This window comes from Streptomyces sp. B6B3 (genome assembly GCF_039871525.1).
In the GTDB taxonomy this organism is placed as follows: domain Bacteria; phylum Actinomycetota; class Actinomycetes; order Streptomycetales; family Streptomycetaceae; genus Streptomyces.
In genome coordinates this window covers 1-22,141 of record NZ_JBDPLU010000035.1, presented here as the reverse complement: position 1 = coordinate 22,141, position 22,141 = coordinate 1, and the positions used below count along the sequence as shown (strand labels likewise).

Sequence of the window (22,141 nt, the reverse complement as noted above, 5' to 3'; positions counted from 1 at the left end):
GCCTCTCAAAGGTCGTACAGCAGATGCTGGATCAGTCCGAGTGAGTCTCTCCGTGTGGGGATACTACTTCCGGCCTCGACATCAACGGGAGGCAGCGCGAGGGCACTCAACTTGGTGAACGCATCCGAGAACTGCGCAAGGTTGGATTGGTCCGTCACGAACGGCGACTGCGCGGGATGCTCGACGTAGATGGTGCTGAGCTCGGACACGGCGGAGTCGTAGCAGTCGAACGAACAGGTGAAGCGCACCTGGTTGACGTTCGCGCGGAACGGCAGCAACTGCACCTGGATGTTCGGCTTGCGCGTCATCTCGATGAGATGTTCGATCTGCCGCTCCATCACTCCCCGCTGCGCGAACTCCATGCGTAGCGCCGCCTCGTGAATCACCGCATGGAACTCGGGCGGCCTCGCCTCTGTGAGGACACGCTGCCGTCGCAGCCGGAAGTCGATGAACGCCTCCTGGTCCTCGGGGGACGCGTCCGGCTCACCACTCTCGAAGAGCGCCCGCATGTACTCGGCGGTCTGGAGCATGCCCGGCACCAGCACCCACTGAAAGGCGCGGTGCCTGACCGACATGCTCTCCAACTCCGCGAGGTCGCGGGCATCGTCGTTGTGAGGCGGATGGTTGTACTCGGACCACCAGCCACGTCCGTTCGACTGACTTATGGCGATAAGAGCATCGATAAGGCGTTCGTCCTTGCAACCACAGACGTCCGCCAGGGCGCGGAGCTTGACGGGTTGAATCGCCGTCCGGCCTGCCTCGATGTGGTTCAGATGAGCCGCACTGAGGCCGATCTCGCCTCCCGCCTTCGTTGCCGTGAGCCCTCTCTCGTCGCGCAGCCTGCGCAGCTCAAGACCCAAACGACGCTGTCGCTGACTTGGATTCGGGCGCAGTCCCATCCGTGTACCTCCCCTGGACGGCATCAGTGTGCCGCCACCGTCGCCCCCAATCCAGCAAAGTCACCCACAACGGTGAACTTCGCAACCAGCGTTGCATGGCACGCAAAACTTCCTCTAGCTTGAAACCTCCGGTCGCTGCGAACAGAGGGGTCCGCCATGACCACTGCCGCGCTGACGGGCCTCCCGGAGGTCCGCACCTACCGCTTCATCACGCTCAACACCCCGGACGCGCCCAAGCTCTCGCGCGAGCACGTCGCCTGGCTCGTCACCTACAACGCGTGTCCCGTCGAGCTGGACACGGCGAAGCTGCTCGTCTCCGAGGTCGTGACGAACGCGCACGAGCACACCGGCTCGGCGCTCGTCTGTCTGACCACCACCATCCGGCCCACCGGGCTCCGGGTCGCCGTCTACGACACCGACCCGCACCACCTCCCGAGCCCGCCGCACGACCCGCCCCTCCTCCCCACCGCCGAACGCGGCCGCGGCCTCCTGCTCCTCCAGACCTGCGCCTCAAGCTGGGGCTACAACCTCCATGGCGGCGCCCACCCCTCCGGCAAAACCGTCTGGTTCGCCCTGACCACCTAGGCTGCGGCGCTATGACCAACGGAGAGGACGCCCTCGTCGTCTACTGGCGCCCGGGATGCCCGTACTGCATGCTCCTTCGAGCACGCCTGCGCCGCCTCAAGCTGCGCCGCACCGAGATCAACATCTGGGAGAACCCGGACGCCGCCGCCTTCGTCCGCTCCGTGGCCGACGGCAACGAAACCGTCCCCACCGTGACCGTGGCCGGCCACCCGATGGTCAACCCCTCAAAGAAGCGTCTGCTCCAAGCCATCAACACCCACGCCCCCCACCTCCTCAAGCAGCCTCCGGGTCGTGCGTGACGAAGGACTCGTCCGTCTCCCAGACGGTGGCGATGTTGATCGCAGCGCAGAAGTCCAACAGATCCGCACGCGGTCTGTCAGGCACGAGCACGACAAGCTTGGGCCGAGGCGTGATGAAGCGGCTGTAGTCCAGAAGTTGGCCTACAGCCATGCGTATTGCCTCGCGGGTGACGTTGCTCTTGGCCTCCACCAGAACGTTCGTCGTCACGTCGAAGAGGTCGGTGCGCAGCGGGCGCCTCTCGCCGGGTGGAGTTATCTTCTGGCTCTTCACCTCGTGCCCCAAGCCCTCTAGATGAGCGCGGTAGCGAGTCCGTAGCTCCGCCTCACGCCGACGGGTCTCGTACGATCTGGCCTCTACGGTGGTGCTGGCCTCCGCGACATGTTCCTCGACGGGGCTGAATTCGACCTGCGGATCCGCGCTGGGCGCCGACACAAAGGGACCGCTGGGAGGAAGCGTTTCTGCGACTGGCTTGAGGCGGAAGACGATCATCCGACGGATGACGTCATCCCGGCCAGGGGCGTCGTCGAAGTACCACGGTTCCTCTTCATCCACCTCGAAGCGACCGACCCGCTCGACGAAGCTGCGACGAGTGGACCGGAAGAGGTGCAACTCGCGGCCGTCTTCCTTGTGACGCAGGATCGCCCGGTTGCCACTCTTCATCACCTGGTCGCCAGTCTGGCCCTCCCCGCTGTAGTGGAAGCAACCGTCCGCCCCCCAGCGATCTTGGTAGCCGTGCTGCACTCCGTTGCTGGGATTAGAGAAGAGCAGGACGGCGGGATGGTTGGCGAGAGGGCTGATGCCTCCCCGTCCGTTCCCTCCGTACTGGGAGTGAATAGCTGCCCTCTTGATCTCCTCGCCCAACGGGATGTCGATCATGCATCAGCTCCTGCGGTCGCGATCAACGGTGTGCAGGACTGTAGCCGTCAGGGCCGCCCAAGCAGGGTGAGGTCGGTGCTGGTGGCTATGGCGAGGGTCTGGCCCGTGGGGGAGAAGCCGGCGGCGCGGAGGGGGGAGTGGGTGGCGTGGTGGATGTGCCACCAGTGGGTGCCGACCGGGCCGTGGCAGAGGCCGCCGTCGTTGGAGAGCAGGACGCGGGCGTGGGGCCAGTCCGGGCTGACCACGTCGAGGGTCCAGCCGTCGTCCGTGGTGGTGTGCAGGCCGCCGCCGTGCATGCCGGCGATGCGGACCTTGTCGTCGGCGAGCGGGCCGAGGCCTGGAACGGTCAGGTACGGGCCGGCGGGCTCGGTGACGTCCGGGTCGGGGTCGCGGTCGCGGGCGAGCAGCTTGCCGGTGGCCGCGTCGAAGACGCCGTGGCCGCCCTGCGAGACGACCATGAGCAGGTCTCGTCCGGAGGCCGGGTCGGGGGCGAAGCCGATGCCGAGCAGACCCCCGATGGAGAGGGTGGTGACCGGCTGGAAGACCGGACGCCAGGGTGGCGGGGCGGGGCTGACCGGAGCCGCCTGGAAACGTTCCCGAAGCTGCTGTTGATGCTCGGTGAACATGGAACCTCGCGCTTCCTCCGACCGCCGAACCACGGCGGCGTGTGAGGAAGACGCTACGGTCAGTGGGCACGTTGCGCTAGGGGGTGGGAGGGGGCAGGTGAACGCGCCTGTGGCGCCTCCCGGCCGCTCCGGCGGCTCCCGCGGAGTCGGCTCCTCGGTCTTCTCGTTACCGTCCGCATTGTCAGATAGTGTTCACCTTGATAATGCTTTCAAGTCACGACCGGACCGCGTCGATGGGGCACAGTCTTGGGTATGACAAAGCCCTGGGCAGCGGGATTGGCCAGGCTACGGCCCGGCAGCGTGGCGCGTGCGGAGGACCTGTTGAACGCCTGCGTTCGGGAGTACGCGGCCTACCTCGCGGCATTGGACAAGCCGCAGGGGCCGAAGAGAACGAAACTCGTTGCCGCGATCGGCACGCTGATCGTCGAGCACACCGCGCCCGAGCCGGAGGCCGACCGGTGCTTCGAGGCGCTGCTCAAGGTCGGGCGCGCCGCCCTGGACGCGGAGGACCCGCAGCTGGCGCGTCGGGCCGGCGACGCCGCCGTGGCCCTGCGTAGCCGGTCGAAGGGCGCGTGGCGGCTGCGCGGGGAGGCACTGGACGCGCTGGGGCGGGATCGCGAGGCGATCGACGCGTTCGAGCGCTACCAGGCGCTCGGCGGCGGCAGCGCAGGCGGCGCAGGCCGTGCCGGGGGCAAGGGCGGCGGCAAGGCGGGCGTGGGCGGCGGGCCGGCCAAGGGCCGGCAGCAGGCCGGCCAGGCCACCCAGGCCACCGCGAACGGGCACGGCGGGGACCCGATAGCCAAGCGGCTGGTGCTGCTGCGCGACAAGTGGGGCGCGGTGGCCACGGCCGGCAAGATCGACCCGGAGGCCCGGCTGACGGAACTGCCGCCGGAGGAGCTCCAGGACGCGCTGGCCACCACCGTGGAGCGGCGGCTCGCGCGGCACGGCGCCGCCGACCCGGACAGCCAGCGCCTGGCGGCGGCGTACGGCACGTACACCCGGCTCGCGGCCGCGGGCGCCATGGACGACCCGCTGCTCGGCGGCAGCGAGCCCCTCGGCGTCGGCCCGCTGCGCTCCCAGCTCAAGGGCCGGAGCGTGTGCGTGGTGGCGAACGCCGAGGCGGTCGCGGAGAGCGACCTGGGCGAGGAGATCGACGCGTACGACGTGGTGGTGCGGCTCGACTCGTTCCCCACGGGCCACTGGCGCGGCACCGGCAAGGCGCTGCACCTGCACGCCGTCTCGCACCGCAGCGGCGGCACGGGCTGGCGCCGGAAGGCGGAGATCCGGCTGGTGTTCGGCGACAAGCCGGTGCAGTGGCGGGACGCGGTGCGGCACCGGCTGGTGCCGGGCGCGCAGACGTACGTCGGCGACCGGAGCCTCAGCCGCCCGCTGCGCGACCCGGCGCTGATCGGCGAGCCGCGCTGGGCGGCGGACGCGAGCACCGGCTTCACGGTGGCGCGGCTGCTGGACTTCCTGGACGTCAGCCCGCGTCTCGACCTCATCGGCTTCACGCTGCCGGACCAGCTGCGCGCCGAGGAGCGCCAGTGGGTCCTCTCCCACGCCCGCACCAGCAACGGACTCCGGGTGTCGCTGCGCTAGCGCTTGCCGCTTGGCCCCTCGGTGTTCGCTGCGCGGGCTCGGCGCGCCCGCGCGCGTACGCCCCAGGCGGCTGGTTCTCGCGGTCGCGCGGGTGCTGGAGGGCGGTAGCGCACGGCGCCGGTCGGTTCCGGCTGGCCCGGTCGCTTGCGCGTCGGCGTGGCGAACCCCCGGCGCCTCGGCGCGGGGGCAGCGGAACCCGGCCCGTGTCGGGGTGCGGGGTCTCAGCTGGCCGCTCAGGCCGCCGAGTCCGTGCGGTCGCCGCTCCGGTCCGGCTCCCGGGCACCCTCGTCCGTCCCGTCGGTGGCCTCGTCGGCCTCGTCCACCTCGTCCGGGTCGTCCCAGTCGTGTGCCGTGGTCGCCGTCAGGGCCGCCGCCTGCGCGGCGGCCGTGGCCAGGGCCGGGGCCGCGACGGGGCGCAGCAGCCACAGTCGGGTGAGCAGCGCGTGCTCCCGGGCCGGGAAGTCGGGATCGGCCGTGCCGTGGCGCTCGACGCGGCGGCGCAGCACCGCGAGCGACGTGGCCGCCGACTGGTAGCCGGCGACCGCCCGGACGCCCGCCCAGCCGTGGTCCTTCCGCGCCTGCCGCCGGGCCAGCGCCCGGACCCGGGTCGAGCCGAGGGCGGCCGGCTCCGCGGCGCCGAACCAGCCGGCCCGCGCGTACTGCGGCAGCGTGTCGCGCGCGGCCCGCAGCTCGCCCTGCCGCGTCCATATCGCCAGCCAGCACAGCAGCCCGAACACCGGCATCATCAGCAGCACGTAGACCGCGGCGAAGCCGAGGAACGGCAGCGAGGTGGACGCGTTCCACGCCGAGTGCAGGCCCATGGCGGCCGCCAGGCCCAGCGGCGGCAGCACCGCCCGCCACACCCGCCGACGGCGCGCCAGCGCCGCCGCCACGCCGAGGCCGACGCCGGTCAGCGCCGTGAAGACCGGGTGCGCGAACGGGGCCAGCAGCACCCGCACGAAGAACGTGCCGAGCGTCGCCGTGTCCACGCCGGCGCCGTCGCCCGGCGTGCCGGCGGCCGTCAGCCGGTCCTGGTTCACCGCGCTGCCCAGGTAGAGCACGTTCTCGGTGAAGGCGAAGCCGGTGGCCGTGATGCCCGCCGTGGCGATGCCGGCCAGCACGCCGTCGAAGGCGTGCGGCCGGTGCAGGAACAGCAGCAGCACCGCCGTCGCCTTCGCCGCCTCCTCCACCACGGGGGCGATGACCGTCAGCTCCAGGGAGCTCAACGGGGCACTGCGCGCCGGCGCGAGCAGCGCCTGCTCCCCGGTCAGCAGCTGCACCAGCAGCCCGTTGACGACGAGCGCGACCAGCGTCGCGGCGCACGCGCCCCAGGCGAAGGCGAACGTCAGCTGGCGCCACGGCTTGGGGCTCACGCCGTCCATCCAGCGGAAGACCCCGACCAGGAACGGCACGGGCAGCGCGGCGAGCGCCAGGCCGAGCCAGAAGCCGTCGCCACCCGTCTCCCGCCACACCAGCGCGAACACCAGCAGCCCGCACAGCGCTAACGGCACGCCGATGCCCGCGGTGGCGTACAGCCGGCGGCGAGCGCCGTGCGGGGGGACGTGGGGGCGCACCCTTCGACCTTACGGTGCGGTGCGCCGGGCCAACAGGGAGACCAGCGTGTCGGTTGGTCGACCTTCCGGGGACCGCGGGCGGGCAAGCCGGCATCGGCGGAGGGTCGTTGGGGCAGGTCGGACGGGCGGCCCGGGCGCCTCACGCACCGCAGGTCATCCGGGGCACGGCGCGGGCGCGCACCCGCCGCCGTAGGCAACGCGAGGCCGGCTGGGCGATGTTGGCGGCGGGATCAGCCCCGCGCGTCCGTGCCGTCGTCGGTGCCGTCGTCGGTGCCGTCGGGGCCCGCGGCGGCGGTGCGGCGGAAGAGCAGGTCGCGGACGACGTGTCCCTTGGCGAGGCCCTGCCGTTCGAACCGGGTCACCGGACGGTCCGCCGGCCGCGGCGCGAATCCACCGCCCGTTCCAGTCGTGGCATTCGCGAACGACGGGCTGGCCTCCAGCACCCGGAGCATCCACTCCGCGTACGACTCCCAGTCCGTCGCGCAGTGCAGCAGCGCGCCCGGAGCCATCCGGGAGGCGAGCAGTTCGACGAAGTCCGGCTGGATGATCCGACGCTTGTGGTGCCGCGCCTTCGGCCACGGATCCGGGAAGAACACCCGTACCCCGGCCAGCGAGGCGGGCGGTAGCATCTCCTGGAGCAGCAGCACGGCGTCGCCGTTGGCCACCCGGACGTTGTTCAGGCCGCGCTCCTCGGCGAGCCGCAGCAGGTTCCCCTGGCCCGGGGTGTGCACGTCCACGGCCAGCACGCCGGTGTCCGGGTCCGCGGCGGCCATCTGCGCCGTCGCCTCGCCCATGCCGAACCCGATCTCCAGCACCACCGGGCGGCCGTCGAACAACGCGCCCAGGTCGATCCTGGTGCGGCCGTCGACCTCGACGCCCCAGTGCGGCCACAGCCGCAGCAGCGCCCGTCGCTGGCCGGGCGTGACCCGCCCGCGCCGGGGTTGGAAGCTGCGGACCCGGGTGGGGTGCGGCTCCGGCGCCGCGGCGGGATCGGCGGCCGGACCGGCGCCGGGAGGGAACATCGCGGCGCCCGCGCGCCGGCCACGTGCTTCGTCGGACACAATGCCTCCGATATTACGTGTCCCGGCCACGGAACCGGTGCGGGCGCGGACCGCGTCGGTTCTGTTGGTGCGCCACGTCGCAACAGCAACGGGGGACTTGGGGGACAGCGTCATGGCACAGGGGGAAGATCGAATAGGACTGCTCGCCACCGTGGGGGTGCTGCTGCTCGCGCTCCTCACCGTCTGCGTGGTGTGGTTCACGCGCGCCGACGCGGCGCTGGAGACGGAGGCGACCACCGAGGAGCTGACGGCGTCTCCGTCCGCGACCGCGCCGCCGCTCGCGGAGGTGTGGCAGGCACCGGACGCCGCCGGGCGGCTGAGTGGGGAGGACACGGTGACCCGGCTGTGGCCGGGGGACTCGGTGGTGACCCGGGTCTCCGCGGCGGACGTCACGGGCTACGGAACGCTCGACGGGCAGCCGGTGTGGCAGGCCGAGGTGCCGGAGGGCGCGGAGACGCCCTGCGCGGCGAGCCAGAGCACGAATTCCGCAGGACTCGGCGCGGTGCTCTACCGGCTCCCCGCGCATCCGCCCGCCGCGGACTCGGCGGCGGCGGCCTGCTCGATGCTGGCCGTGTACGACACGGAGAGCGGCGCGTTGCTGTGGTCGGACGAGCTGCCAGCCCCGGCGAACCCGGGCGACGGCGTCCCGGTGGTGACGGTCGGGGAGCGGGCGGTCACCGTCAACCTCGACGAGGCGGGCAGCGTGGCGGGCTTCCACCGCTTCGAGGCCGAGACCGGCGAGGCACTGCCGCTGCCCGAGCCGCCGACCGACGGGTGGTGCGCGGCGGCCGAACCGCTGGCCGTCCGGCACGCGGGCTCGCGCATCGTCATGCTCAGTGAGTGTCCGGCGGAGCAGTCCGGCGAGGCGGCGAGCCGTGCGCTGAGCGTGTACGGCGCGGACACCGGGGCGCTGGAGTGGACGCACCTGTCCGATGATCCTGATTTTGGTTTCACGGGAATCCTCGCCGGCAACCCCGTCCTGATCTTCCAGGGCGAGGACCCGGACCGGCAGCTGGTGGCGTTCTCCGAGACCGGCGAGGAGCTGTGGCGCCGGTCGGTCGGCGCGGCGGGGGAACTGCCCGGGCTGCTGCCCGAGGAGTCGGCCGTGGTCGGCGACGTGCTGGTGTCCCGGTACGAGCCGGAGGACGGCACGGCGGGCTACGCGGTGGCCGGCTACGACCTGTCCACCCGGGAACGCGTGTGGGCGCGCGACCTGCCCGAGGGCTCCCGACTGCTCGGCGTGGACGTCGCCGGCGCGCCGCTGCTCAGCCGCCAGGACGGCGACCGGCTGGAACTCCTGCGCCTCGATCCGACCACCGGCGCCGAGACCCCGGTGGGATCCGTCGGACCGCTGATCCCGTCCCTGGTCGCGTTCGACGACCACCAGCTCTACGTCCTCAACGAGTCCGGCACCGCCGACTCCCCCCTCCTCCGCCTCCACGCCTTCGCCCGCTGACCCGCACCACCCGCCTGCCGCAGACCGGCACGCGGCCGGTACCGGTCCGTGCGGAGCGAGCGGCCCGGCGCCCGGCACCGCCGCGGAGGCCGGGGCCCACGGCCCCGCTCCCGCACGCCGCGGACGTCTGCCCCTGGGCCGAGCGGCCGGCAGGCCGGCGCAGAGCGCGGAGTGGGGTCGCCGCGGCATCGCCCCGTACCCCGGTTGGTGCGGCTGCCCCGCGCCCGCCCGGCGTAGGGCCGTCCGGCCGGGCACCGCGTGTGGGGCCCGCGTCGCTGTGCTGGTCCCTGCCCACCCCATGACGCCGCCGGGCGCCCGGCCCGCAGCCGGTATCCGTGCGGCGCGGTCTCCACCAGCGCGCGGGCGCCCGGCTCCGCGTTCTCCAGCGCGCGCCGCAGCAGCGCCACCTTCGACTGGAGCGCCCCGGCGGCGTTCGCGGGCGGCCACACCCTCCCGCAGATCATCGACGAGGGCGGCGGCCGGGACCGCGCGTCCGTGATGGGCAGCAGGTCGGCCAGGAGCGCACGCACCGTGGCGCCCGGGTGGCGTGCCGGGGCCGGCACGGGCTCCGGGGCCGTAGGCCCGTGCCCGCTCCTGCGGGTCGCGCCCGCCCGGCTCGGGGCCGTCCGCAAGGGCCGTGTGTCCGGGCCGGCGCGCTGAGCCCGGGATCGGTGCGCCACCACACCGCCGGGCGGCCGGCATGCCGCGGCGCTCCGCGCCCGGTGCGGCGCCGTCCTCGTGGCGGACGGCCGGCAAGGCTAGAGAGCGGCGAGGGTGCGGGTGGCGATCTCGGTGCCGATGGGGAGGCAGGCGGTGGCGGCCGGGGACGGGGCGTTGAGCACGTGGATGGTGTGCGGGCCCTCGGTGATGCGGAAGTCGTCGGCCAGGGTGCCGTCCGGCAGCACCGCCTGGGCGCGCACCCCGGCGGGAGCCGGCAGCAGGTCGTCGTCGGCGACCGCCGGCAGCAGGCGGCGCACCGCCGTGGCGAACGCCCGCCGCGACAACGAGCGGCGCAGCTCGCCGGCGCCGGCCCGCCAGTGCCGCCGGGCCAGCCGCCACATTCCGGGGTACGCCAGGGTGCCGGCCAGTTCGGCCGGGCGGACGGCCCGCCACGAGTAGCCCTCGCGGGCGAGCGCCAGCACCGCGTTCGGCCCGATGTGCACCTCGCCGTCGACGCCCGCCGTGAGGTGCACGCCGAGGAACGGGAACGCGGGGTCGGGCACCGGGTAGACCAGGCCGCGCACCAGCGCCGACCGCTCGGGCCGCAGCCGGTAGAACTCGCCGCGGAACGGCACGATGCGCAGCCCCGGCGGGTCACCGGCCAGCCGCGCCACCCGGTCGGCGTGCAGCCCGGCCGCGTTGACCAGCATCCGGGCCCGCAGCACGTCGCCGGCCGCGGGCGTCCGGCCGGTGCCGCGCAGCGCGACGGCGACGCCCAGCCCCGGGCGGCGGTCGATGGCGATCACCTCGGCATCGCACCGCACCGGCACCAGCGTGGCCAGCTGGCGGGCCACGGCCCGGAAGTCGGTCACCCCGGTGGTGGCCACCCGGAGCGCGGCGATGCCCCGCACCTCCGGCTCGTGGTCGGCGATCTGCGCGGCGCCGAGCTCGGTGACGGGCACGCCGTTGCGCCGGGCGCGCTGCGCCAGCTCGTGCAGCCGCGGCAGCTCGGCCGCCTCCGTGGCGACGATCAGCTTGCCCGGCACCGCGTGCGGGATGCCGTGCTCCGCGCAGAACTTCTTCAACGCCGCCTGCCCGCGCACCGCGTACCTGGCCTTGAGCGATCCTGGGCGGTAGTAGACCCCGCTGTGGATGACGCCGCTGTTCCGCCCCGACTGGTGGCAGGCCAGCTGCGGCTCCTTCTCCAGCACCAGCACCGAGAGCCCGGGGCGGGCGGTGCGCAGCGCGTGCGCCGTGGCCAGGCCGACGATGCCGCCGCCCACCACGAGCACGTCGCAGTCGTACCGGGCCCGCGCGGCCCGTGCCGGTGTCATGTGCGACATCATGCCGGAGCGGCGAGGAGGGAGCGGGCCTGCTCCCGCAGCTCTTTGACCAGCGGCTCGTGGTCGTAGGGCTCGAGGCGGTGGAGTAGGTCACGGACATAGTCCGTGGTACGCGCGGAGGATATCCGGCCCGCGACCTGCAGCGCCCGCTGGCCGACCGCGCAGGCCGCGTCGAGGTTCCCCGACTCCAGCTCGGCCACGGCCGCGACCACCAGGCGCAGCCCGTGCGAGCGGACGAACTCCTCGGTCGGCTCGGACAGCGCCTGTTCGGTGAACCGCCGCACCTGGCCCGGCACCTTGAGGTCGATGTAGCACTCGGCGGCGTCGGCGGCCAGCCGGTCGTAGGCGTAGAAGTCGAGCCAGCCGGGGTCGCCGTCGCCGACCCGGGACCGCTCCAGCCAGCTCTCCGCCGCGGACAGCGCGGAGGCGCAGCCGGCGGCGTCCGCGGCCTTGGCCAGGGCCCGGGCCTCCACCAGGTGGAAGAAGCTCATGGTGCGGGCGGTGGCCAGCGAGCGGTTGCGCTCCAGCGCCGCCTGGGCGAGGTCCACCGCCTCCTCGCCGAAGCCGCGGTAGGTGGCCTGCAACGACATCGACGCCAGCACGTACCCCCCGAGCGGCACGTCGGCGGCGGCCCTGGCGAGCCGCAGCGCCTGTATGTAGTAGCGCTGGGCGGCCTCCTGCTGGCCGGTGTCGAACGCCATCCAGCCGGCCAGCCGGGTCAGCTCGGCCGTGGCGCGGAACAGCGAGCGGCCGACCTCGTCGCTGTAGCTGCCCTGCAGCAGCGGGGCGGCGTCGGTGCGCAGGCACTCCGGCACCATCGAGGAACGCCAGTCGCCACCGCCGTACTTGGAGTCCCAGCGGCGCGCCTCCTCGGCGGCCTCGCGGAGCTTGGAGACGTCGGTGTGGCCGACCCGGCCCCAGCCGCCGTCGGGCGTCCGCTCCGACCTGAGCCCGTTCGGCAGCCGCACGGCGCCGCGGGTCGTCGCCGGCGGGACGCGGGCGACGGAGGCGTCGGCGGGGCTGATCAGCCAGCGCGATATCGGCGTCGCGTAGGCACTGACCGTGAACGAGCCCGCGAGCATCTGCCAGATGCCCTTGCCAGGGGCAACATCGAGTCGGTACAACTCCGTGGCGGCGTCCACGGCGGCCCGGACGTCGCGCGGGAAGGCCAGGCCCACCTCGGGCGCGGGATCCGTGTCCGCCAGGCCGATCTCGTGCAGCGGCACGGGACGACCGAGCTTGCTGCTGATGGCCGCGGCGATCAGGTGGGGGGCGGATCCCTGCGGCACCATGCCCTTGGTCACCCAGCGGGCGACCGACGTCTTGTCATATCTCAGAGTCAAGCCCCGCTGCGCGCCGAGGTCGTTCACCCGGCGCGCGAGTCCGGCGTTGCTGATGCCGGCAAGGGCGAGAATTGCCCCAAGCTTCTCATTCGGCCCGCGTGGCTCCCTGGACATGCGCGCACCCCTACACACACCAACGGCAGCCCTACGACCAGCGCAGGGCCTTCCCGTACCTCCGCCAACCCAGCGTAGTTCGGTGCCTGCTGACCGTTAAGGGGGTGAATACCGGATGGCGGATTCTGGTCCGTACGCCCGTGCGAGCGCTGCCCCGATCCGGGGCGTACGGCGGACTGTGCTCCGGGCATGTGGCCGTGCGCCCGGGTGTGCGCTCTGGGCAGCACGGGAGGCGGCGGCTTCGATGGAATCCGCGTGGGTCGGCCTGCTGTCCTGACGGATCGGCGGGCCGGGGGAAACCGCCGTCTCATTCCCCGCGGACGGTGGTCAGGTCCGGGAGGCGGCCAGCGTCTCCCGGACCGAGACGCCGCCTGCCGCGGAACGCCGCTCTCCGAGCGGCAGCCCGCTGGCCAGACTTTGGCCGAAAATCGCCGGTTTCCCGTCAGTCACGACTGATCTACGTCGGGTCTCAGCCGATCCACCGAGCAGGACGACAGATCCGGAACGAATCCGGTGCGCATCCGGGACGGTCCACGATCGACCGGCTGCGAAGACCGGCGCGCATGCGAGGTGGTTCGCCGCACGAGCGAACTACCTCCGCGCCATGCCCCGTTCCCGCCACACCCGTGGCAGCATTGCCTCAACACCTACGCGGCGGACAGCGTCCTACAGGCCGGCAGGCAATGACAGTCAGGCGGCAAGCCAGCGGGAACTTCACGTGGGGGAGGCGGTGCGATGAGGTGGTTGGTCGGGTGGTGCGGTGCCTCGGCCAGCGCTGCCCGGGACATCCAGCCCCTGGGCGCCATGCCCCTGTGGGATGGCCCTGACCCGCTGTGGGCGGTGGGCGACTGGCGTCCGGACGAGATCCGCCTCGTCTACGCCGACGGCGACACCCACCTCGCGGTCTTCGGCTACTGCGGCGCGGACGACGACCAACTGCGACGATCGTTGGTCTCCGCGCGCGCCGGCGCGTTGCGCCAACTCACCACCTGGCCGGGCAGCTACACCGCGGTCGCCCGCTTCGGCCGCCGCACCGTCATCCCCGCCGACCTGGCCGGCACCCGGCCCGTGTTCCACACCAGTTGGGCCGGCGGCACCGCCTACGCCACCGCCGCCCTGCCGCTCGCCGACCTCACCGAGGCGCAGCTCGACGTCGAGCACCTCGCCGCGCTGCTGGCCTGCCCCGAGGCGCCGGAGGCCGTCGGCACCGGTACCCCGTACCGCGGCGTGCACCGTGTGCCCCCCGGACATGCGCTGACCCTGCGGGAGGGCGGCAACCGCGGCACCGTCGACTACGAGCCCGCCACCCCGACCGTCGTGGCCGCGCCCCCGATCGAGCGGGAGGAGGCCATCGCCGGCGTCCGCGACGCGCTGGTCGAATCGGTCCGCACCCGGCTCGCCGCACCCCGCCACGCGCCCGCCCGCGATCCCGGACCCGTGCCCGGACTCGGCCCCGCCGACCGTCGCGCCGCGCGCTCCGGGCGCGAGCCGGCGCCCGGCGTCGGCGCGGACCTGTCCGGCGGCAGCGCCTCGGCCACCCTCGCGCTGCTGGCCGCGGGGCTGCCCGGCATGCCGGGCACGGTGTACGGCACCGGCGCCACCCTCGCCGGCGAGCGGCTCCTCGCCGTCACCTTCAACGACCTCACCGCCGTCGGCACGGCCGCGACCTCCGGCGGCATCGCCCGCGCCGCCGAGATGGAGCGGGCCCGCGCCATAGCCGAGAACCCCCGGCTGCACCACGTCATCGTCGCCGCCGGCGACGAGGCCCTGCCCTACGCCGAGCTGGACTCGGGTCCGCTCACCGACGAGCCGGGCCCGTCGCTGGTCATGGCCGCCCGGCACCGGCACCGGCTGGCCGCCGGCAGCGCCGACCACCTCATCGGCCACGGCGCCCGCCAGGTCCTCGACGCGCATCCCGCCCGGCTCGCCGACCTGCTGATCGACCGCCGCCGCCGGCACCTGCTGAGACCCGTCACCGCCCTGGCCAAGGCCAGCCGCGGCGCCGGACGCCCCGCGTTCGTCGTGCCGTTCACGGTGTACCGCGCCGCCCGCCGGCTGGCCCGCACCCCGTATCCCGAGGGCATCTCCAGCGCCGCTCTGATGCTGCGCGGGCCCGGGCACGACGCGCTGCTCGCCGACGGCAACGGCGCGTTGGGCGCCTCGCTCGCCGCGCTCGCCTGGTGCCGCCCGGGGCCCGCCGCCGGCTGGCTCACCGGCGAGGCGCTGGCCGAGGTGTCGATCCGGCTGGAGGCCGTGGCCGCCCGGCCCCGCGCCGCCTCCGCCACCGGCCGCCCCGGCGCGCAACGCGCCCGCGCCGCGCTGGCCAGGAACGCCGCCGACCACCGGGTGTTCGAGCAGGCCGTCGAGGTGCGCCACCAGCGGCTGCACGCCCCGTTCTACGACAACCAGGTGGTCCGCGCCTGCCAGGCGCTGCCCGAGAGCCTCCGGGTGCAGCCCGGCGCCCGCGCCGACGTGCTGCGCGCGGTGCTCCAGGGCGCCGGCGTCCGGGAACTGCCGCCCGGCTGGGGCGCCACCACCGCCGCCACCCACACCGAGTCCGTCCGCACCGGGCTGCGCGCCAACATCGGCGAGCTCGTCGACCTCTTCGACGCCCCGCTGCTCGCCGACGCGGGGCTGGTCGAGGCCCGCACCGTCCGCAAGGCGCTGCGCGGCGCCGTCGAGGGCGAGCCGCTGCCGCTCGACGGGCTCGCCGAGCTCGTCTCCACGGAGCTGTGGCTGCGCCGCCTGCTCACCCGCCGCGGCTCGTGCTGGACGGCCGAGGGCCACCACGACCCACGCGCCGTCACCAGCGGCGTGAGCCCTTAACCCGTCGGCCCTGCCGGCCGGTCAGCCCCGTACCTGCGGATCGGTCCGCACACCGGGGGATGAGTCGCTGCGGGCGGTAGGTCGGGGCGCTGGGGGCGGGCACCGCTGCTCGGCGGATTCTGGGTCCCCGCTTGGTTCCCGTCGGCTCCTGTCGCCGACGCCCGCCGGCCCCGGGGCGAAGGATCAGTCGCAGGCGATCTCGGACGCGGCCCAGTCCGCCAGGGCGACCGGGGGCAGCGGGGCCAGGAGGTGCTCCGCGAACCCCCACGCCGGCGCCGGTCCCTGGTCCGGCTCGGTGTCCAGGCGCAGCGTCTCCACGCCGGCCAGCGACACGTTGACCGGCACCGCGGCCTCGCCGCCGGTCACCTCGTCCGAGCGCCACAGCTCGACGCCGTCGCCGTGGATGCTGAAGACGACCGGGCCCAGGCCGCGGGTCAGGTCGTCGACGCCGGCCACCGCCCGGTAGCGGTGGCATGGGCGGTTCAGCTCGACCGTGACGGACGACGCGGCCTGCACGGTGATGTCCTGCGGGTACTCCTCGCCGGCGATCGACAGTCCGTCCCGCTGCCACACCGGGCTGCTGTCGGCGAGCGAGATCGTCGGCTCGTCGCCGCCGTCGAAGACGCCGAACCGCAACTCGCCCAGCTCGTACGACTCCAGCGGAGGCTCGGCCGTGGCGGTCGGCTCGGCGGCCGGCGGGGGCTCGGATGGCGGGTCAGGAGTGGGCTCGGGGCCGGTCTCCTCGGCCGGGGAAGGCTCCGGGGCCAGGTCCGGGTCCGGGTCCGGCTCGGCGGACGTCGGGGCGGGTGAGGGCTCCGGGTCCGGGTCCGGCGGCGGAGGCCGCTCCTCGTCGGCCTGGGGGCCCCTCCCAGCCTCCCAGGCTGGGGGAGGCTCGGACCCCGGCTCCCGGTCCTGCGGAGTCTCCGCCGGCCGCTCCGGGGCGGCCGCCGGCGGCTCCTCCGGATCGGAACCGCCGGCCAGGGCCAGCGCCAGCACCGCGGCCGCCGCCGACACGACGACTCCCGTGGCGATGCCCACCTTCAGCGGCGCGCCCGCCCCCTCGGCCGCCGCGCCCCCCGCGCCCCCGCCGGACGCACCACCGACGCCACCCCCGGCCCCCGCGCCCGCGAGGAACGCCAGGCCGGCGCCCGAGGAGTCGGCCGCGAACCAGCCGACCACCGCCACCGGCAGCACCAGCCGGATGTGCTGGTTCAGGTCGCGCACCTCCGAGGCCGCCACCGCGCACCGGGAGCACTCCGACAGGTGCCGGCGCAGCCCCCGCTCCGCCCGGGCCCGCAAACCGCCCCTGGCGTACGCCCCCAGCCGGTCGGCGTACCGCGCGCACTCCCCGTCCTCGGTCAACGCCCGGCTGACGTGCGCCTGGAGGTACGCCTGCTTCAGCCCCTCCCTGGCCCGGTGCGCCAGCACCGCCGTGGCGTTCGGGGTCAGGCCCAGCAGCGGCGCCACCTCGCGCGGCGAGGACTCCTCCACCGCGGTGTGCCAGAGCACCGCCTGCCAGCGCTCGGGCAGGCTGCGGAACGCCCGCATCGCCAGCGAACGCTCCGCCTCCCGCATGGCCCGCACGTCCGCGCCCGGATCGAGCGTCTCCCCGTCGCCCGGGCCCCTGGCCTCCGTCGCGGAGACCGCGAACGTCGCGAAGTCCTCCACCAACTGCTCGCGCCGCGCGGAGCTCGCCCAGTCCGCCGCGACCCGGCGCACCGCGGTCAGCAGATACGCGCGCACCGCCGAACGCGGCCCGGCGCCGCGGCGCACCGCCTGGAGGGTGGCGGCGAACACCTCGTTCGTCAGGTCGTCCGCCGTGTCCGCGTCCCGGCAACAGGTGCGGGCGTACCGGCGCACGGCGTCCGCATGGCGCCGGTATAACTCGTCGTACGCTCCCGGGTCGCCACCTCGCATCCGCTCCAACAGCACATAGTCCGAGGAGCCCTGGCGCGCCCGCTGCCGAGGGACCTTGGCGCGACCCCGATCCCTCGGCTTCCTCCGCTCGCTCGGCGCTGACTCGTCCGGCTCGGCAACGCCCATGGCGACGGCCCCCGTGGTGACTTCGGTGTGACCCGTGTGTGGCCCGCGTGCGGTCCGTGGCTGCGTGGCCCCGAACAGATCACGCAGCGTCAGCACCCGGTGTCACTCAGCGTGCCACACGGACAGCCCAGACCCACCCGGATCAGCCGAGAACCACTCTTCCGGGGGCGCTACCGCTCGTTCACCCGTCTCCCGACACCCGTCGGGCGCCCACCTCGTCGCGCGCCCGCAGTCCCTGCAGCAGGATCTCCAGGAGCCGCCGACCCGCCGCCGACCGCCGGTCCGGGTCCTCCAGCCGGGGCGGCGTGGTGGCGATCACCAGCATCAGGTCCGCCACCGTCACGTCCGCCCGCAACTCCCCGGCCGCCCGCGTCCGTTCGACCAACTGAGCGACGGCCGACAGCAGTTCACGGGTCTCCTGCGGACGCTCCTGGGTACGCTGGCCGCCGTTGCCGTTGCCGTTGCCGTTGCCGTTGCCGTTGCCGTCGGCCGAGCGGGCGGACCGCTGCCGCGGCGCCCGCGCACCCGGCGCGGCCACCGCCTCGGCCGCCTCACCGGCCGCGCCGCCCGGTCCTCCGCCGCCCGGTCCTCCGCCGGCCGGGGAGGTCGGGAGGTACCCCCGCTCCCCGGCACCGCCGGACACCGTGCTCGCCGCCAGCAGCTCGGGCGGCAACAACCGCCCGGTCCCGGCCGCCGCCGACCGCTGCACGAACCCCTCGAGCGCGCCCCACGGCTCGTCCTCCAACGCCAGCGCCTCCCGGGCACTCGCGGTCAGCCGCTGCGTCTCCTCCTCGGCGATGTACCGCACCAGGGCCTCCTTGTTGGGAAACCGCCGGTACACCGTCCCGACGCCCACCCGGGCCCGCCGCGCCACCTCCTCCATCGGCGCGCCGTACCCCTGCTCGCCGAAGACGTCGCGCGCCGCGCTCAGCACCAGTCTCAGATTGCGCTGCGCGTCCACCCGCAACGGACCCGGTCTCCCCGGCCCCTGCGCGCCACCCAGTCCGTCCGCGCGGTCGATCCCCTCGCCGCCGGCAACCCCGTCCCGCATACGGCTCTGGTCCGCCGAGGATGCCGGCTCGCGGCCGTCCTCGGTCCCCTGTATCCCCATATCTGTTTTCCCCCGGTGAGGCGGACGCCCCCCTGAGAACCGATCTCCACCGACCAGCCCCGAAACGCTCCGCCCCGTCAGTCCAAGGAGCGGCACGCGAGACCGCTCCGGTTGAGAGTACGAACATAGTTCAGGCGACTACGACTGAGAAGCTCCGAGCGCCACCACGCGCCCCCGAACGGAGCAGCATCGGGTCCGAGCTGTGGACAAACGGCCGACCCCGGGTGCCTCATGGACGGGTGACGAAGCAACCCACCCGCGTCATCGTGATCGGTGGCGGCTACGTCGGCCTCTACACCGCCCACCGACTCCAGCGCACGCTCCGGCGCGAGATCCGGCGCGGCGAGGTGCAGATCACCGTCATCAGCCCCGACCCGTACATGACCTACCAGCCGTTCCTCCCCGAGGCCGCGGCCGGCAACATCTCCCCCCGGCACGTCGTCGTCCCGCTCCGCCGGGTGCTCGACCGCTGCCGCTTCGTCCCCGGCGAGGCCACCGCCGTCGACCCGGAACGCCACACCGTCACCGTCCGCACCATCGCCGGCGCCGAGGCCGGAGCCGAACCGCTCCGGCTCCCGTACGACCACCTGGTGCTCGCCCCCGGATCGATCTCCCGCACCCTGCCCGTGCCCGGCCTCGCCGAACACGGCATCGGGTTCCGGCATGTGGAGGAGGCCATCGGGCTGCGCAACCACGTGCTGGAGCAGCTCGACATCGCCTCCGCCACCCGCGACAGCGCGGTCCGCGCCGCCGCCCTGACCTTCGTCTTCGTCGGCGGCGGCTACGCCGGCGTCGAGGCGCTCGCGGAACTGGAGGACATGGCGCGTTACGCGTGCCGCTACTACCACAACATCCGCCCGGAGGAGCTGCGATGGATCCTGGTCGAGGCGGCCGACCGGATCCTTCCCGAGGTGGGTGAGCAGATGGGCCAGTACGCCGTCCGCCAGCTGCGCGGACGCGGCATCGACGTGCGGCTGGGGACCCGGCTCGAATCCTGCGAGAGCCGCACCGCCGTGCTCGACGACGGCTCCCGCCACCCCACCCGGACCCTGGTCTGGACCGCGGGCGTCAGGGCACATCCGGTGCTCGCCGCCTACGGGGTCCCGCTCGACCGGAACGGCCGGGTGCGCTGCACGGTCGACCTGCGCGTCGAGGGCCACCAGCGGATCTGGGCCGCCGGCGACGCCGCCGCCGTCCCCGACCTCACGGCGCCGCCGCTCCCGCCCGCGAGCATCGGCGAACCCGTGCCCGAACACGTGCTCTGCGCCCCCAACGCCCAGCACGCCCTGCGGCAGGGCCGCCACATCGCCACCAACATCACGGCGACGCTGCGCGGCCGGTCGGTCACCGACTACCGTCACCGGCACGCCGGCTCCGTCGCCACCCTCGGCCTCCACAAGGGCGTCGCACGGGTCCGCGGCAGGCGCCTGACCGGCTACCCCGCCTGGTTCCTGCACCGCGCGTACCACCTCAGTCGCGTGCCGACCGCGAACCGCAAGGCACGCGTGCTGGCGGAATGGACCCTTGCGGGATTGTTCAAACGTGAGATCGTCTCCCTCGGCTCGCTGGAACAGCCACGGGCGGAGTTCGAGCTCGCCGCCGGCACCGGACGCCACCCGGAAGGGCGCTGACTCGCCCCTTCTGGCGCGGCTCCGTGTGACGATGGGTGAGCGACGACGCGGGGGACGAGTTAAGGCAGAACAGGACGAATCGGATCGGAACGCTGTGAATTTGACGCGCTGGAGTATCCGGCTGCCCGGAACGCAGCGGCGCCACGCCGCCACCGGAGGAGAATCCGGCGGCGTGCCCGCGGCCCGCGGGGAGCTGAAGGACCCCGGCGGCCGACCAGCGAGCCCCGGCCCGGCACGCGGTCCCGGCGTCGCCGCCCGCGCCGTCCACGAGCTGCTCGGCCAGGTCCCGGCTCCCGTCGCCGTCGTGCACGGCCCCGACCACCGCGTCGCGTACGTCAACGACGCCTACGCCGCGCTCTTCGGCTCCCGTCCGCCCGGCACCCCCGCCCGCGAGTCGCTCACCGAGCTCGTCGACCTCGGCCTGCTGCCGCTGATGGACCAGGTCAGACGCAGCGGCACGCCCCGCACCCTGAAGTCCCGGCGGGTTCCGGGCCAGACGCCCGACGGCCGCGACAGCTTCTTCACCTTCACCTGCACCCCCGTCCAGCTCGACACCGCGGGCGACGGCTCGCCGCGCGGGGTGCTGGTCTTCGCCTCCGACGTCACCGACCAGGTGGTCTCCGCCGAACGGCTCAGGGAGAGCGAGCGACACCAGCGCCAGGCCGCCGTCACCCTGCAACGCAGCCTGCTGCCGCAGGAGCTGGAGCAGCCGGACGACCTCCGCGTCGCCGCCATCTACCAGCCGGGCGGCATCGACGCCGCGGTCGGCGGCGACTGGTACGACGTCATCACCCTCGGTGCCGGACGGACCGCCGTCGTCATCGGCGACGTGATGGGCCGGGGCGTGCGCGCGGCCGCCGTGATGGGCCAGCTGCGCACCGCCGTGCGCGCCTACGCCCGCCTCGACCTGCCACCACACGAGGTGCTGCAACTGCTCGACGGTCTGGCCGCCGACATCGACGCCACCCAGATCGCGACCTGCCTCTACGCCGTCTACGACCCGAACGAGGGCAGCCTCACCTACGCCTCGGCCGGCCATCTGCCGATCTTCATCCGCGAGTCGAACGGCGGCGTGCACCGGGTGTCCGAGCCCACCGGGCCGCCGCTCGGCACCGGCGGCTGGGTGCACGCCTCCGGCTCGGTCCGGTTCGGCCCCGGCGCGAGCGCCGTGCTGTGCACCGACGGCCTGGTGGAGCGGCGCGACGCCGACATCGACGACGGGCTCGACGCGCTGGAACGCGCCCTGGCCTCCGGCGACGGCGAGAGCCCGCAGATCGTCTGCGACCGGCTGCTGCGCGCCCTCGGCATCACCGAGGACCACGACGACGACGTGGCGATCCTCGTCCTCACCTGCCCCGAACGGCACGGCGAGGAGGCCGACCTGTTCCGCGGCGCCGCGCTCGACCTGCTCGGGGGCGTCGAAGCCGCGCCGCGCGCCCGGGCGTTCGCGGACGGCGTGCTCGCCAGCTGGCGCTTCCCCGAGGAACTGCGCGAGCTGGGGGTGCTGGCGGCCAGCGAGCTGGTCGCCAACTCCCTGAAGCACGGCCGGGCCCCGATGGGCCTGCGGCTGCGGCGCACCGACCGCCGGCTGATCGTCGAGGTCACCGACGGGGACGAGCATCTGCCGCGCCGGCAACAGGCGGCGCCGGCGGACGAGGCCGGGCGTGGCATCGCCGTGGTGGCCACGATCGCCGCGGAATGGGGAGCACGTCGGCTGCCCGAGGGCGGCAAGGCGGTGTGGGCGGAGTTCGCCCTGCCGGGCTCAAGTTGACCTCCTCGCCACGACGGCGTAACGTTGCTGAAGCGCTCGTTACAGGGCGCAACTCCACTCCTGAACGATTCGCCCGCAAGGGCTTCTTTCTGCATGTCCGTGGTCTGTTGGCCACAGCTTGTTGGAAGACCCGGATTTTGAATCCGCAGGGAAACGCTCTAAGGTAGTGGACACACCGAGAGGGAAAACGCCGGAAGGCGTCCGTTCCTTGAGAACTCAACAGCGTGTCATGTTGTCAATGCCAGATGATTTGACTGCCAGACAGGGCCTTGGGGTTTCCTGGGGTTTGTTTGGCGCATTCAGCGAGGATGTTCTTGCTCGCG

General features: G+C 73.9%; 15 protein-coding genes and 2 pseudogenes. 7 read left to right on the top strand and 10 right to left on the bottom strand.

Features of this window, described 5'->3' with window-relative positions; translation table 11 throughout:
* Positions 1-5: 5 nt before the first annotated feature.
* Positions 6-899, bottom strand: coding sequence for a helix-turn-helix transcriptional regulator (locus ABGB06_RS37265; RefSeq protein ID WP_347599348.1), 894 nt, complete (start codon positions 897-899; stop codon positions 6-8).
* A gap of 156 nt (positions 900-1,055) precedes the next feature.
* Here ABGB06_RS37265 and ABGB06_RS37260 point away from each other — a divergent pair, with 156 nt between their 5' ends.
* Together ABGB06_RS37260 and ABGB06_RS37255 are read left to right on the top strand one after the other, a co-directional pair.
* The gene (locus tag ABGB06_RS37260; RefSeq protein ID WP_347599345.1) at positions 1,056-1,484 is read left to right on the top strand and encodes an ATP-binding protein; all 429 of its coding nucleotides are present in this window, start codon (positions 1,056-1,058) and stop codon (positions 1,482-1,484) included.
* A gap of 11 nt (positions 1,485-1,495) precedes the next feature.
* Positions 1,496-1,783: a glutaredoxin domain-containing protein gene (locus tag ABGB06_RS37255; RefSeq protein ID WP_347599342.1), complete on the top strand. Its 288-nt coding sequence runs from the start codon at positions 1,496-1,498 to the stop codon at positions 1,781-1,783.
* Here the strand turns inward: ABGB06_RS37255 and ABGB06_RS37250 are convergent.
* Both ABGB06_RS37250 and ABGB06_RS37245 read right to left on the bottom strand, forming a co-directional pair.
* Positions 1,758-2,660, bottom strand: coding sequence for a restriction endonuclease (locus tag ABGB06_RS37250; protein ID WP_347599339.1), 903 nt, complete (start codon positions 2,658-2,660; stop codon positions 1,758-1,760). The genes ABGB06_RS37255 and ABGB06_RS37250 overlap by 26 nt on opposite strands.
* A gap of 47 nt (positions 2,661-2,707) precedes the next feature.
* Positions 2,708-3,286, bottom strand: a complete 579-nt coding sequence (locus ABGB06_RS37245) for a hypothetical protein (protein WP_347599336.1) — start codon at positions 3,284-3,286, stop codon at positions 2,708-2,710.
* A gap of 300 nt (positions 3,287-3,586) precedes the next feature.
* On the opposite strand from ABGB06_RS37245, the gene ABGB06_RS37240 reads away from it, so the two are divergent.
* A complete protein-coding gene (locus ABGB06_RS37240; protein WP_347599333.1) occupies positions 3,587-4,885 on the top strand; it encodes a hypothetical protein in 1,299 nt (432 codons plus the stop codon).
* Positions 4,886-5,118: 233 nt separating this feature from the next.
* Here ABGB06_RS37240 and ABGB06_RS37235 read toward each other — a convergent pair whose 3' ends face one another.
* Positions 5,119-6,459 (bottom strand): PrsW family intramembrane metalloprotease, encoded by a 1,341-nt coding sequence (locus ABGB06_RS37235; protein ID WP_347599330.1) that lies wholly within the window; start codon positions 6,457-6,459, stop codon positions 5,119-5,121.
* A gap of 230 nt (positions 6,460-6,689) precedes the next feature.
* Positions 6,690-7,481, bottom strand: coding sequence for a tRNA (guanosine(46)-N7)-methyltransferase TrmB (trmB, locus tag ABGB06_RS37230; protein ID WP_347599419.1), 792 nt, complete (start codon positions 7,479-7,481; stop codon positions 6,690-6,692).
* A gap of 151 nt (positions 7,482-7,632) precedes the next feature.
* Here trmB and ABGB06_RS37225 point away from each other — a divergent pair, with 151 nt between their 5' ends.
* Positions 7,633-8,976 carry a PQQ-binding-like beta-propeller repeat protein gene (locus ABGB06_RS37225; RefSeq protein ID WP_347599327.1) on the top strand — a complete coding sequence of 448 codons (1,344 nt, stop codon included), beginning with the start codon at positions 7,633-7,635 and terminating at the stop codon, positions 8,974-8,976.
* A 317-nt stretch (positions 8,977-9,293) separates the two neighbouring features.
* Here ABGB06_RS37225 and ABGB06_RS37220 read toward each other — a convergent pair.
* The 3 genes and pseudogenes from ABGB06_RS37220 to ABGB06_RS37210 all read right to left on the bottom strand — a co-directional run.
* A pseudogene (locus tag ABGB06_RS37220) lies at positions 9,294-9,506 on the bottom strand (AfsR/SARP family transcriptional regulator); the annotation flags it as partial.
* A gap of 228 nt (positions 9,507-9,734) precedes the next feature.
* Entirely contained in the window at positions 9,735-10,979 is a 1,245-nt protein-coding gene (lhgO, locus tag ABGB06_RS37215) for an L-2-hydroxyglutarate oxidase (RefSeq protein WP_347599416.1), read from the bottom strand.
* Positions 10,979-12,436, bottom strand: coding sequence for an MFS transporter (locus tag ABGB06_RS37210; protein WP_347599324.1), 1,458 nt, complete (start codon positions 12,434-12,436; stop codon positions 10,979-10,981). The genes lhgO and ABGB06_RS37210 overlap by 1 nt, the downstream gene beginning before the upstream one ends.
* 735 nt (positions 12,437-13,171) lie before the next feature.
* Between ABGB06_RS37210 and ABGB06_RS37205 the strand changes: the two genes are divergently transcribed.
* Positions 13,172-15,262 carry an asparagine synthase-related protein gene (locus ABGB06_RS37205; RefSeq protein WP_347599321.1) on the top strand — a complete coding sequence of 697 codons (2,091 nt, stop codon included), beginning with the start codon at positions 13,172-13,174 and terminating at the stop codon, positions 15,260-15,262.
* A gap of 183 nt (positions 15,263-15,445) precedes the next feature.
* Here ABGB06_RS37205 and ABGB06_RS37200 read toward each other — a convergent pair.
* A pseudogene (locus tag ABGB06_RS37200) lies at positions 15,446-17,203 on the bottom strand (sigma-70 family RNA polymerase sigma factor); the annotation flags it as partial.
* A gap of 283 nt (positions 17,204-17,486) precedes the next feature.
* Positions 17,487-18,416, bottom strand: coding sequence for a helix-turn-helix domain-containing protein (locus ABGB06_RS37195; RefSeq protein WP_347599318.1), 930 nt, complete (start codon positions 18,414-18,416; stop codon positions 17,487-17,489).
* Between the two features lie 239 nt (positions 18,417-18,655).
* Here ABGB06_RS37195 and ABGB06_RS37190 point away from each other — a divergent pair, with 239 nt between their 5' ends.
* A complete protein-coding gene (locus ABGB06_RS37190) occupies positions 18,656-20,047 on the top strand; it encodes an NAD(P)/FAD-dependent oxidoreductase (protein WP_347599315.1) in 1,392 nt (463 codons plus the stop codon).
* 94 nt (positions 20,048-20,141) lie between these two features.
* A complete protein-coding gene (locus ABGB06_RS37185; RefSeq protein ID WP_347599312.1) occupies positions 20,142-21,818 on the top strand; it encodes a SpoIIE family protein phosphatase in 1,677 nt (558 codons plus the stop codon).
* Positions 21,819-22,141 lie beyond the last annotated feature (323 nt).

Bases quoted from the DNA above. Each gene is read 5' to 3' on its own strand.
- ABGB06_RS37265 (WP_347599348.1), bottom strand. From the start codon at position 899: ATGGGACTGCGCCCGAATCCAAGTCAGCGACAGCGTCGTTTGGGTCTT.
- ABGB06_RS37260 (WP_347599345.1), top strand. From the start codon at position 1,056: ATGACCACTGCCGCGCTGACGGGCCTCCCGGAGGTCCGCACCTACCGC.
- ABGB06_RS37255 (WP_347599342.1), top strand. From the start codon at position 1,496: ATGACCAACGGAGAGGACGCCCTCGTCGTCTACTGGCGCCCGGGATGC.
- ABGB06_RS37250 (WP_347599339.1), bottom strand. From the start codon at position 2,660: ATGATCGACATCCCGTTGGGCGAGGAGATCAAGAGGGCAGCTATTCAC.
- ABGB06_RS37245 (WP_347599336.1), bottom strand. From the start codon at position 3,286: ATGTTCACCGAGCATCAACAGCAGCTTCGGGAACGTTTCCAGGCGGCT.
- trmB (WP_347599419.1), bottom strand. From the start codon at position 7,481: ATGTTCCCTCCCGGCGCCGGTCCGGCCGCCGATCCCGCCGCGGCGCCG.
- ABGB06_RS37225 (WP_347599327.1), top strand. From the start codon at position 7,633: ATGGCACAGGGGGAAGATCGAATAGGACTGCTCGCCACCGTGGGGGTG.
- lhgO (WP_347599416.1), bottom strand. From the start codon at position 10,979: ATGTCGCACATGACACCGGCACGGGCCGCGCGGGCCCGGTACGACTGC.
- ABGB06_RS37210 (WP_347599324.1), bottom strand. From the start codon at position 12,436: ATGTCCAGGGAGCCACGCGGGCCGAATGAGAAGCTTGGGGCAATTCTC.
- ABGB06_RS37205 (WP_347599321.1), top strand. From the start codon at position 13,172: ATGAGGTGGTTGGTCGGGTGGTGCGGTGCCTCGGCCAGCGCTGCCCGG.
- ABGB06_RS37195 (WP_347599318.1), bottom strand. From the start codon at position 18,416: ATGGGGATACAGGGGACCGAGGACGGCCGCGAGCCGGCATCCTCGGCG.